This is a genomic window from Streptomyces sp. NPDC059008, from assembly GCF_042749045.1.
In the GTDB taxonomy this organism is placed as follows: Bacteria; Actinomycetota; Actinomycetes; order Streptomycetales; family Streptomycetaceae; genus Streptomyces.
The window spans coordinates 53,925-65,802 of the sequence record NZ_JBHYJC010000042.1 but is presented as its reverse complement, the minus strand read 5'-3'; the positions used below and the strand labels follow the sequence as shown (position 1 = coordinate 65,802).

At 73.0% G+C, this 11,878-nt stretch carries 10 protein-coding genes; 8 read left to right on the top strand and 2 right to left on the bottom strand.

Going from position 1 to position 11,878, the window contains the following annotated elements:
* Nucleotides 1–287: 287 nt before the first annotated feature.
* The 7 genes from ACFWZH_RS32280 (at nt 288) to ACFWZH_RS32250 (ending at nt 8,621) form a co-directional block, all read left to right on the top strand.
* Complete coding sequence (locus ACFWZH_RS32280) at nt 288–1,964, top strand: ATP-binding protein (protein ID WP_384439375.1); 1,677 nt, start codon at nt 288–290, stop codon at nt 1,962–1,964.
* Nucleotides 1,961–2,653 (top strand): response regulator, encoded by a 693-nt coding sequence (locus ACFWZH_RS32275; RefSeq protein WP_384439372.1) that lies wholly within the window; start codon nt 1,961–1,963, stop codon nt 2,651–2,653. Before ACFWZH_RS32280 ends, ACFWZH_RS32275 begins: the two co-directional genes overlap by 4 nt.
* 191 nt (nt 2,654–2,844) lie before the next feature.
* Nucleotides 2,845–3,582, top strand: a complete 738-nt coding sequence (locus ACFWZH_RS32270) for a FadR/GntR family transcriptional regulator (protein ID WP_384439369.1) — start codon at nt 2,845–2,847, stop codon at nt 3,580–3,582.
* A 73-nt stretch (nt 3,583–3,655) separates the two neighbouring features.
* Nucleotides 3,656–5,146 (top strand): amino acid permease, encoded by a 1,491-nt coding sequence (locus ACFWZH_RS32265; protein WP_384439367.1) that lies wholly within the window; start codon nt 3,656–3,658, stop codon nt 5,144–5,146.
* Between the two features lie 27 nt (nt 5,147–5,173).
* Complete coding sequence (locus ACFWZH_RS32260) at nt 5,174–6,220, top strand: asparaginase (protein ID WP_384439364.1); 1,047 nt, start codon at nt 5,174–5,176, stop codon at nt 6,218–6,220.
* A gap of 84 nt (nt 6,221–6,304) precedes the next feature.
* Nucleotides 6,305–7,714 carry an aspartate ammonia-lyase gene (gene aspA, locus ACFWZH_RS32255; RefSeq protein ID WP_384439361.1) on the top strand — a complete coding sequence of 470 codons (1,410 nt, stop codon included), beginning with the start codon at nt 6,305–6,307 and terminating at the stop codon, nt 7,712–7,714.
* Between the two features lie 112 nt (nt 7,715–7,826).
* The gene (locus ACFWZH_RS32250) at nt 7,827–8,621 is read left to right on the top strand and encodes a carbon-nitrogen hydrolase family protein (RefSeq protein WP_384439358.1); all 795 of its coding nucleotides are present in this window, start codon (nt 7,827–7,829) and stop codon (nt 8,619–8,621) included.
* A 38-nt stretch (nt 8,622–8,659) separates the two neighbouring features.
* Here ACFWZH_RS32250 and ACFWZH_RS32245 read toward each other — a convergent pair whose 3' ends face one another.
* Nucleotides 8,660–9,286, bottom strand: coding sequence for a GntR family transcriptional regulator (locus ACFWZH_RS32245; protein ID WP_384439355.1), 627 nt, complete (start codon nt 9,284–9,286; stop codon nt 8,660–8,662).
* Between the two features lie 103 nt (nt 9,287–9,389).
* Entirely contained in the window at nt 9,390–9,767 is a 378-nt protein-coding gene (locus ACFWZH_RS32240; protein WP_384439352.1) for an ArsR/SmtB family transcription factor, read from the bottom strand.
* Nucleotides 9,768–9,863: 96 nt separating this feature from the next.
* Between ACFWZH_RS32240 and ACFWZH_RS32235 the strand changes: the two genes are divergently transcribed.
* Nucleotides 9,864–11,861, top strand: a complete 1,998-nt coding sequence (locus ACFWZH_RS32235) for a heavy metal translocating P-type ATPase (protein WP_384439349.1) — start codon at nt 9,864–9,866, stop codon at nt 11,859–11,861.
* The last annotated feature ends 17 nt before the right edge of the window (nt 11,862–11,878 follow it).

The window sequence follows — 11,878 nt, the reverse complement described above, 5'->3', positions numbered from 1 at the left end:
CCGGAGCGTCTCGATAGCGGAGCTCTCGGGACGTTTCGGCAACGCCGCGAGGTGCCGTGCCAGACGCCGCGGACCCGGCCATGACCCATCGGACAGGCCCTAAAAACGACAACCGCGATACAGGGGGTGGGCAGTTGCTCACGAACGGCTCATGTCGCGGGCGTTGCGGCGTAGGGTCTGACCGATGGGTCAGGGCCCGAGAGGCCCGGCCATGGCCCGTCGGACAACCCCTGAGGAGAAGACGTCGGTTCCGCGAGGGCGCGGAGGGCCCGAGACGAGGGAGACCCATGCGGATCCACTGGCCCCGGCGCGTCTTCGCGCAGGTGCTGACGGCACAGGTGACCCTCACCACCGGCGTGCTGGTGCTCGCCACCAGCCTGTTCCTCGCCCCGCTCAGCTCCGAGCTGGACGACCAGGCGATGCGGCGGGCGCTGTCCATCGCCCAGACCGCGGCCGCCGATCCGGACCTCGCCCGCCGGCTCGTCGCCACCGAGCCGGATGCCCGCGGCCCGGTGCAGGCGGAAGCGGAGCGGATCCGCAGGGCGACCGGGGCGCTGTACGTCGTGGTGATGGACACCCGCGGGGTGCGCTGGTCGCACACCCGCACCGCCGAGATCGGCCGGCATGTCTCCACCGACCCGAGCCGCACCCTGGCCGGTCAGGAGGTGCGGCAGATCGACACCGGGACGCTGGGGCGTTCGGCCCGCGCCAAGGTGCCGCTGCGCGACGCCCGCGGCCGGATCGTCGGCGCGGTCTCGGTCGGCATCGCCTACGACAGCGTCCGGGGGCGGCTGCTGGGCACCATCCCCACCGTGCTGCGGTACGCCGGCGCGGCACTGGCCGTCGGCGTGCTGGCCGCGGTCGCGCTCTCCCGCCGGCTCCGCCGCCGTACGCACGGCGTGGCGTTCGCCGACATCTCCGCACTGCTCGACGAGCGCGAGGCGATGCTGCACAGCATCCGTGAGGGCGTGGTGGCCTTCGACCGGCGGGGCAGGATCCGGCTGGTCAACGACGAGGCCGGGCGGCTGCTCGGGCTCGGTGCGGAGGCCGCGGGACGGGCGTTGGACGAGGTGCTGCCGCCGGGCCGGACGACGGAGGTGCTGGCCGGACGCGTGGACGGAACGGATCTGCTGGCCGTGTGCGGTGGCCGGGTGCTGATCGCGAACCGGGTGCCGACACGGGACGGCGGCGCCGTGGTGACGCTGCGGGACCGCACCGAGCTGGAGCTGCTGGGCCGTGAACTGGACAGCACCCAGGGGCTGTTGGACGCGCTGCGGGCCCAGGACCACGAGCACGCCAACCAGCTGCACACCGTGCGCGGACTGCTGGAACTGGGCCGGCACGACAAGGCGGTGGAGTTCGTCACCGAAGTGGCCGGCGCCCACCGGGCGTCCGCCGAGCAGATCGCCGAGCGGGTGCACGACCCGCTGCTGTCGGCGCTGCTGGTCGGCAAGGCGGCCATCGCCGCCGAGCGCGGGGTGTCGCTGCGGGTGTCGCCCTCGACGCTGCTGCCCGACGCGGTCGTCGACCCGCGCGACCTGGTGACCGTACTGGGCAATCTCCTGGACAACGCACTGGACGCCGCCGCCGGCCACCGCCGCGAGCGGCCGTTCGTCGAGGTGGAGCTGCGCGCCGAGGGAACCACGGCCGTGCTGCGGGTCTCGGACACCGGGCCGGGGGTGCCGCCCGAGCTGCGCGAGCGGATCTTCGCCGAGGGCTGGACCACGAAGGCCGCGGCGCCGGACCGGGGCGACCGCGCCGCCAGGGGGCCGGTGGCCTTCCACCGCGGCCGGGGCATCGGCCTGGCGCTGGTGCGCCGGCTCGCCGAGCGCCACGGCGGGATGGCCCGGGTGACCGCCCGCGCGGGCGGCGGTGCGGTGTTCACCGTCGTCCTGCCCGACGCGCTCGCCACGGCCCTGAGCGGCCAGGAGAGCGCAGCCACCACGAACGGAACGGCGAGATGATCGATGTCCTGGTCGTCGACGACGACTTCCACGTCGCCGAGATCAACGCCGCGTACGTCTCGCAGGTCCCCGGCTTCCGTGTCACCGGCCGCGCCCACACCGCCGCCCAGGCGCTGGCCGCCTTGGAGCGCACCCCGGTCGACCTGGTGCTGCTCGATCACTACCTCCCGGACGAGACGGGCCTGGCCCTGGTGCGGCGGCTGCGGCAGCTGGGCCACCGCGCGGACGTGATCATGGTGACGGCGGCCCGCGATGTGAGCACGATCCAGGACGCCCTGCGCTCCGGTGCGCTGCAGTACCTCGTCAAGCCCTTCGGCTTCTCCGGGCTGCGCGCCAAGCTCGACGGCTATGCCGCGCTGCGCCGCACGGTCGCGGGGGTGGGCGGCCGCGGCGAGGCCGGCCAGGAGCAGGTCGACCGGATCTTCGGCGCCTTCCGGACCGCCGGGCCCCCGCACACCGAGCTGCCCAAAGGCCACTCGGCGGCCACCGTCGACCTGATCCGGCGCGTCCTGGACGAGGCCGGGCAGCCACTGTCCGCGCACGAGGTCGCCGAACGCTCCGGCGTCAGCCGCTCCACCGCCCAGCGCTACCTCAAGCATCTGGAGCGCAGCGGCCATATCGCCCTGACGCTCAAATACGGCGACACCGGGCGGCCCGAACACCGCTACCAGTGGGCGGACGCGCAGTGACGCCCCCGGGCCGCCGGCATCGACCACGTACGCCGTAGGCCCCCGGCCCGCCCGGCACCCCCGCCCGCACCCTCCGTGCCGCGCGGTCATCTGGTGACGGAGCGCTACGACAAGGTTGTCAGCCGTCCGGACTTCCACGGAGACCGTCACACCCCTTGACAGCGCCCCCCACCGGACTCGACGATCCCGGGGTGAACCTGTCAGACAGCCAGACAGCTGGCGATGTGCCCCGGCGGGTCAGCGCGATGGAAGCGGTACTGAACCATCTGCGCGGCGCCATCGAGCGGGGCGACTACGCGGTCGGGGAGAAGCTCCCTTCGGAAGCAGAGCTCTGCCGTCGTCTGGAAGTGAGCAGACCCGTGCTCCGCGAGGCCCTGCGGGCGCTCCAGACGATGGGGCTGACGGTGTCGCGCACCGGCAAGGGCACCTTCGTCGTCTCCGACGGCGCGGTCGCCGACCCCACCTTCGGCGACTACGCGGCCAGCGACCTCCTCGAAGTACGCCGGCACGTGGAGATCCCGGTGGCCGGTTACGCGGCGGTGCGCCGCACCCCCGAGGACCTCGACCAGCTGGGTCACCTGCTGGAGCGGATGGAGCGGGAGACCGACACCACCGCCTGGGTCGCCATGGACACGCTCTTCCACCTCGCCATCGCCCAGGCGGCCCGCAACCCGGTCTTCCGGCGGGTGATCGAGGAGATCCGCGACGCACTGGCCCGGCAGTCGGCCTTCCTCAACGAGCTCGGCGGACGGCGCGAGCAGGCGAACCGGGAGCACCGGGCGATCGTCGAGGCGCTGATCGACCAGTCCGAGCACGATGCGGCCGAGGCCATGGAGCACCACCTGGCACGCGTCGAGTCGACGCTGACCACCATCGTGCGGCCGCCCCACCGCACGAGCCCTCCCACAGGAAATGAGGATCACGCGTGAGCCACCGCAGCGAGATCACCATGGCACGGTGCGCGTCCCGCGCAGCCGCGGCCGAGCGAAGCGAGGTCCCGGCATGAGCGAGCAGCACCTCCGGACAGCGGAACCGCAGCCCGAACAGCGGACCGGACCCCGGCACGTCGACGCGGGAGACGTCGGCTACAGCAAGTCGCTGAAGTCCCGGCACGTCAACATGATCGCCATCGGCGGCGCGATCGGCACCGGGCTGTTCCTCGGTGCGGGCGGCCGGCTGGCCGGCGCCGGGCCCTCGCTGGCCGTGGCGTACGCGGTCTGCGGTGTCTTCGCCTTCCTCGTGGTCCGCGCGCTGGGAGAACTGGTACTGCACCGCCCGTCCTCGGGCGCCTTCGTCTCCTACGCCCGGGAGTTCCTCGGCGAGAAGGGGGCGTTCGTCGCGGGCTGGATGTACTTCCTGAACTGGGCGACCACCGGCATCGCCGACATCACGGCGGTGGCGACCTACACCCACTACTGGGGCATGTTCTCCGACATCCCGCAATGGGTGATCGCCCTGATCGCGCTCGCGGTCGTGCTGGCCGTGAACCTGATCTCCGTGAAGATCTTCGGTGAGCTGGAGTTCTGGTTCGCGATCGTCAAGGTCGGCGCGCTGGTCGTCTTCATGCTGATCGGCATCTTCCTGCTGGTCACCCAGCACCCGGTCGCCGGCCACTCCCCCGGTCCCTCCCTGATCACCGACAACGGCGGGGTCTTCCCCACCGGGACGATGGCGATGCTGCTGGTCGTCCAGGGCGTCGTCTTCGCCTACGCCTCGGTCGAGCTGGTCGGCGTCACGGCGGGTGAGACGGCGGAGCCGGAGAAGGTCATGCCCAAGGCGATCAACTCCATCATGTGGCGGGTGGGAGTGTTCTACGTCGGCTCGGTGGTCCTGCTGACGATGCTGCTGCCCTGGAACGCGTACTCGGCCGGCGAGTCCCCCTTCGTGACCGTGCTGTCCAACGTGGGGGTGCCCGCGGCCGGCGGCGTGATGAACCTCGTGGTGCTCACCGCCGCGATGTCCAGCCTCAACTCCGGCCTCTACTCCACCGGCCGCATCCTACGCTCGATGGCGATGTCCGGTTCCGCACCGCGGTTCACCGGCGTGATGAGCCGCAGCCATGTCCCCTACGGCGGCATCCTGCTCACGTCGGGGGTCTGTGTGCTGGGCGTGGGCCTGAACTACGTCGTGCCCAGCGAGGCGTTCGAGATCGTGCTGAACTTCGCGGCGATCGGCATCCTCAGCACCTGGGCCATGATCATGCTCTGTCATCTGCTCTTCTGGCGGAAGACGCGGGCCGGGCAGCTCGTCCGCCCGAGCTACCGGCTCCCCGGCTCCCCGTGGACCGAGGTCGTCACCCTGGCCTTCCTCGCCATGGTCCTGGTCCTGATGTGGGCCGACGGCGGCGCCGGCCGGACCACCATCCTCTCCCTGCCCCTGATCGTGGCCGCGCTGGTCGGCGGCTGGTTCCTGGTACGGGGCCGGGTCGGGACCGTACGGGATGCGGCGGGACGTCAGGACGCCGCGGGCACCCACCACACCGACAACCCCTAGAGCACCGAAAGCACCGAGAAACCGATCATGAGTCAGAGCACCACCCTGCCGCACCGCGCTCCCCAGGCACCGCCCGAGGTCCGCGAACCGGCTCACGCTCCCGTCGCCCATGTGGTGCGCGGCGGCATCGTCGAGGGCGTCCACCACGGATCGGTGGTGGTCCTGGCGGCCGACGGGAGCGTTGCGTTCCAGACGGGCGACATCGAGGCCGCCTTCTACCCGCGCTCGGCGCTCAAGCCGGTCCAGGCGGTCGGCCTGCTGCGCGCGGGGCTGCCGCCCCTGGACGACGAGGCGTTGGCGCTGGTCGCGGCCAGCCACTCCGGCGAGGAGCGGCACCTGGCCACCGCCCGGCGCATCCTCGCCACCGCCGGTCTGGCCGAGGACGACCTGCGCAACGTCCCCGACCTGCCGTACGGGAGCGCCGTACGGGACGAGTGGATCGGGCGGGGTCTCGGCCCCACCCGGCTCGCCCAGAACTGCTCGGGCAAGCACGCCGCCATGCTGCTGACGGCCCGGACCCGGGGCTGGCGGCTGGCGGACTACCTCGACCCGGAGCACCCGCTGCAGGTCGAGATCGCCGCGGCCGTCGAGGACCTCACCGGTCAGGGCATCGCGCGCGTCACCGTCGACGGCTGCGGCGCACCGCTGTTCGCCGTCTCGCTGCACGGCCTGACCCGGGCCGCCGCCCGCCTGGCGACCGCCGCTCCCGGCACCGACGAGGGCCGGATCGCCCACGCCATGCGCGAGCACCCCAAGATGGTCTCCGGGAGCGGACGGGACGTCGCCCGGCTGGTGCGGGCCGTACCGGGGCTGCTCGCCAAGGACGGCTTCGAGGGCGTGCAGATCGCGGCGCTGCCGGACGGGCGGGCCGTCGGCGTGAAGATCGCCGACGGCGCCGACCGCGCCCGGATGCCGGTGACGGCGGCGGCCCTGGCCCGCTGCGGGATCGATCCCGAGGTCCTCGCGCCCTTCGCCGCCACACCGGTCATCGGTGGCGGCGCCCCGGTCGGGGCGCTCCGGGCGGCGGGCGCGCTCGCCCCGCCGGCCGCCGACGACCGACCCACCCCTTCCTGACACCACGTCACCTCTCCCTGGGCCGCGCCCACTCACCCCTCACGGCGCCCGTCGCCTCCCACCTCGCAAAGGACCACCCGCACCATGACCGCCGCCGCCCACCGCCGCGAACACGATCTGCTCGGCGACCGAGAGATACCCGCCGACGCGTACTGGGGCGTGCACACCCTGCGCGCCGCGGAGAACTTCCCCATCACCGGTACGCCGATCTCCGCCTACCCGCACCTGATCAACGCGCTCGCCGCCGTCAAGGAGGCCGCCGCCCGCGCCAACCAGGACCTCGGACTGCTCGATGCCGAGCGGGCCGACGCCATCGCCGCCGCCTGCCGCGAGATCCGGGTCGACGGCCGGCTGCACGACCAGTTCATCGTCGACGTCATCCAGGGCGGTGCCGGCACCTCGACGAACATGAACGCCAACGAGGTGATCGCCAACCGGGCCCTGGAGATCCTGGGCCACGACAAGGGCGACTACCGCCACCTGCACCCCAACGAGCACGTCAACCTCAGCCAGTCGACCAACGACGTCTACCCGACCGCGGTGAACGTGGCCACGATCAGCGCCGTACGGGAGCTGCTCGACGCGATGACCGTGCTGCGCGAGGCCTTCGCCGCCAAGGCCGAGGAGTTCCGCGACGTCCTCAAGATGGGCCGCACCCAGCTCCAGGACGCGGTGCCGATGACGCTGGGACAGGAGTTCTCGGCGTACGCGGTGATGCTGGAGGAGGACCAGAGCCGGCTGGCCGAGGCGGTACTGCTCATCCACGAGATCAACCTCGGCGCCACCGCCATCGGCACCGGCCTCAACGCGCCCAAGGGCTACGCAGCGGCGGCCCGCGACCACCTGGCCGCGCTGACCGGCCTGCCGCTGGTCACCGCCGCCAACCTCGTCGAGGCGACGCAGGACTGCGGGGCGTTCGTCCATCTCTCCGGCGTCCTCAAGCGCATCGCCGTCAAGCTCTCCAAGAGCTGCAACGATCTGCGGCTGCTGTCCTCCGGCCCGCGCGCCGGCCTCGCGGAGATCAACCTGCCGCCGGTGCAGGCCGGTTCGAGCATCATGCCCGGCAAGGTCAACCCGGTGATCCCGGAGGTCGTCAACCAGGTCGCCTTCGAGGTCATCGGCAACGACGTCACCATCACCATGGCCGCCGAGGCGGGCCAGCTCCAGCTCAACGCGTTCGAGCCAATCATCCTGCACTCCCTCTCGGAGAGCATCACCCACCTGGGTGCCGCCTGCCGCACCCTCGCCGAGCGCTGCGTGGTGGGCATCACCGCCAACACCGAGACCCTGCGCGCGAGCGTGGAGAACTCCATCGGGCTGGTCACCGCCCTCAACCCGCACATCGGGTACACCGCCGCCACCGCGATCGCCAAGGAAGCCCTCGCCACCGGGCGCGGCGTCGCCGAACTGGTCCTGGAGCAGGGACTGCTCCCGGCGGAGCGGCTCGCGGCCCTGCTGCGCCCGGAGGAGGTCGCGGGGACGGGGACCCGGTAGCACCTTCGGTGCCGCAACGGCCCGGCCCGGGATCCCCGGGGCGGGCCGTTCCCGTACGCGGTTCGGGCAGGATGGGCGCAAGGGAAGCACGAGGGAAGAGGGAAGAGATCGCATGCGTATCGCGCTGTGCCAGATGACGGCATCGACCGACCCGAAGGAGAATCTCGCGGCGGTGGTGGAGCAGGTGCGCCGCGCGGCCCGCGAGGGGGCACGGCTCGCGGTTCTTCCCGAGGCCTCCATGGTGCGGTTCGGGGTGCCGCTCGGGCCGGTGGCGGAGTCGCTGGACGGGCCGTGGGCGGAGGGTGTGCGCTCCGTCGCCCGCGAGACGGGGGTGACGGTGGTGGTGGGCATGTTCACCCCGGCGCCCGACGGGCGGGTCGCCAACACCCTGCTGGCCACCGGGCCCGAGGTCGAGGAGTCCTACGACAAGATCCACCTCTACGACGCCTTCGGGTTCCGGGAGTCCGACACGGTCGCGGCGGGCACGCGTGTGGTCACCGTCGACGTCGACGGGGTCCGGGTGGGCCTGGCGACCTGCTACGACCTGCGCTTCCCGGAGCTCTTCCGGGCCCACGCCGACGCGGGGGCGACGGTGTCGGTGCTGCCCGCCGCCTGGGGCGCGGGACCGGGCAAGCGCGCGCAGTGGGACCTGCTGGTGCGGGCCCGCGCCCTGGACGCGACGGTGTGGCTGGCGGCCGTCGGCCAGGCCGCCCCGGACCCGGCGGCCGATCCGGAGGCACGTACCAAGGCCCCGACCGGCGTCGGGCGCAGCGTGCTGGTCGGCCCCGACGGGACCGTCCGCGCCCAGCTGGGCAGCGCGCCGGAACTGCTGGTCGCCGACGCGGACATCGAGGAGACCGAGCGGGTGCGACGGGCCGTGGCCGTGCTGGACAACCGCCGGCTGTAGGGGGCGTCTTCTCCCAGGCCCCGCACCGCGGCGGCCGGTCAGGCGGCCAGCAGGATGCGCTGGGTCGCCTGGAGGTGGCGGTCGATGGCCGCGCAGGCGGCCGCGGCGTCGCCGGCGGCCAGTCCGTCGAGGATCCGGCGGTGTTCGGTGAGGATCTCGTGCCGGCGGTGGTCGGAGCGGAAGAGCCGGATCGCGCCGACCCTGGTCTGGCGGCTGCGCAGGGCGGCGTACTGACGGCTCATCAGCGCATTGCCGGCGGCGGCGACCAGGGCGACGTGGAAGCGCAGGTCGGCGGCGAGGAACTCCTGGACGCTGTCGGCGCCGCGCAGGGCGTCCTGCTGGGCGAGGATGCCGGTCATCTCGTCGATGGGCGCGGTGCCTTCGGCCGTCGTGCGCTCGGCGGCGAAGCGCTCGATCAGACCGCGCATCTCCATCAGTTCGGCGATCTCCCGGCCGGACAGCGGGGGGATGTGCGCCCCGCGCTTGGGGACCAGCCGCACCAGGTCCTCGGCGGCGAGCAGCAGCAGGGCCTCGCGGATGGGGGTGCGCGAGACGCCGATCCGGTCGGCGATCTCCTGCTCGGACAGGAAGCGGTCCTGCATATCCGGGTCGGTCAGCACGGTGTCCTTGAGATACGCGTAGGCCTTCTCGCGCCCCGACTGCATCGCCCGCTCCCCCACTCGTGAAGATCCACGCACATCGACGGCACGGCATACGAGCTGTATGTGAAATGCGCGTGGTATGCGAAGGCTACACGGCGGCCGGCCGTCAGCGGCGCACCGCGTCCGGTGCTTCTGATGGAGCGTCACGCAGCCCCAGGCGCAGATGCTCGACATGGAAGAGCGCCTGATCGAGCAGCTCGGCGACGTGGTGGTCGTAGAGGGCGTAGACGATCGAGCGGCCGTTGCGCTCGCCGGTAACCAGGCCGAGGTTGCGCAGCAGCCGGAGCTGATGGGAGCAGGCGGACTGCTCCATGCCGACGGCGGCGGCGAGGTCGCCGACCGCGCAGGGGCTCTCCTGGAGGCGGGCGAGGATGCGCAGCCGGGAGGGTGTGGACAGGGCCTGGAGTGTCGCGGCGACATCGGCGACCCCGACGGCGTCCAGGCGTTCGCGGGTGGTGCTGCGGTTGTCCATTCCGTGGCCCATGGAGCCATCCTAGCGGCGAAAGATGAAGACCTCTTCATTCATTCCTGTACGGTGGTGGGGTTGCCGGTCCCCGCACCCGTGAAGGGTTGATCCGCCATGCCTTCTGTCGCGCCCTCCGCAGTACTGCGGCGTCCACCCCACCCGGCCCCGCCCCGTAGGCAACCCTCCCGGCGCACCCGTGCCTTCGCGCTGCCCGAGGTCGGCTGGGCGGCCGCGGCCGCCGTCGCGTTCCTGCTCGCGCTGCCGCTGCACCTCACCGCCGCACCGGCGTGGACCTGGGGACCGCTGTACGCGCTGGCGTACGCGGCGGGCGGCTGGGAGCCGGCCCGATCCGGGCTGCGGGCGCTCAAGGACCGCACCCTCGACGTCGATCTGCTGATGGTCGTCGCCGCGATCGGGGCGGCCGCGATCGGCCAGGTGTTGGACGGCGCACTGCTGATCGTCATCTTCGCCGGCTCCGGAGCCCTGGAGGCGCTGGCCACCGCCCGTACCGAGGACTCGGTACGCGGTCTGCTCGATCTCGCACCGACCACCGCGACCAGGCTGACCGGCGACGACGGCGATCCCGAGGCCGAGGAGAGCGTGGCCGCCGCGGACCTCGTGGTGGGCGACGTCATCCTGGTCCGCCCGGGCGAGCGGGTCGGCGCGGACGGCCACGTACGGCACGGGAGCAGCGAGGTCGACCAGGCGACCATCACCGGCGAACCGCTTCCGGTGGCCAAGCGGCCCGGTGACGAGGTGTTCGCCGGCACCCTCAACGGCACCGGCGCGCTGCGGGTCGAGGTCGCGCGCGACGCGGGCGATTCGGTCATCGCACGGATCGTGGCCATGGTCGCCGAGGCCTCCAGGACCAAGGCGCCGACACAGCTGTTCATCGAGAAGGTCGAACAGCGCTACTCGGTCGGCATGGTGGCCGCCACCCTCGCCGTCTTCACCGTCCCGCTCCTCTTCGGCGCGGACCCGACCCGTTCCCTGCTGCGGGCGATGACCTTCATGATCGTCGCGTCGCCGTGCGCGGTGGTGCTGGCGACCATGCCGCCGTTGCTGTCGGCCGTCGCCAACGCCGGACGGCACGGCGTACTGGTCAAATCCGCCGTCGTGATGGAACGCCTCGGCGAGGTGGACACCGTCGCCCTCGACAAGACGGGCACGCTGACACAGGGCACGCCCCAGGTAACCACGATCCGCCCGCTGCCGGACCCCGGACCGACCGAGGAGACCCTGCTGACCTGGGCGGCCGCGGCCGAGCACGCCGGCGAACACCCCCTGGCCCGCGCGATCGTGGCCGCCGCCCGCGAACGGGGCCTGTCGCTGCCCGCCGCCGAGGAGTTCACCGCCTCCCCCGGCATCGGCGTGTGCGCCACCGTCGACGGCGCGCGCATCGAGGTCGGCGCCCCGGCCCGGCTGCTGCCCGCCGGCCGGCCGGCCGCCGCGGCGGCCGGGTCACTCGCCGCGGAGCTGGAGGAGAACGGACTCACCGCCGTGGTCGTCCTGCGGGACGGTGTGCCGGCCGGGGTGTTGGGGCTCGCCGACCGGCTGCGCCCGGACGCGGCCGCCACCGTCGCCTCCCTCCAGGCCCTCACCGGCCGGATGCCGATGCTGCTGACCGGCGACAACCCACGCGCCGCGGCCCGGCCGGCCGCCGAGACCGGCATCGTCGACGTACGCGCCGGACTGCTGCCCCAGGACAAGGTCGACGCGGTACGCGCACAGCAGACGGCCGGGCGGCGGGTGCTGGTGGTGGGCGACGGGGTGAACGACGCCCCCGCGCTGGCGGCCGCGCACACCGGTGTCGCCATGGGCCGAGCCGGCAGCGACCTCGCCCTGGAGACCGCCGACGCGGTGATCGTCCGGGACGAACTGGCCACCGTCCCGGCGGTGTTGGGGCTGTCCCGGGCGGCCCGCCGACTCGTCGCCCAGAACCTGTGCCTGGCCGCGGTCTTCCTCTGCGCCCTGGTCGTCTGGGACCTCGCCGGAGACCTCCCGCTGCCGCTGGGCGTCCTCGGCCACGAGGGCTCCACCGTCCTCGTCGGCCTCAACGGCCTGCGTCTGCTGCGCGATGCGGCCTGGCAGCGGGCGACCCGGACGAGCTGAGGACACGCCGCCCAAGC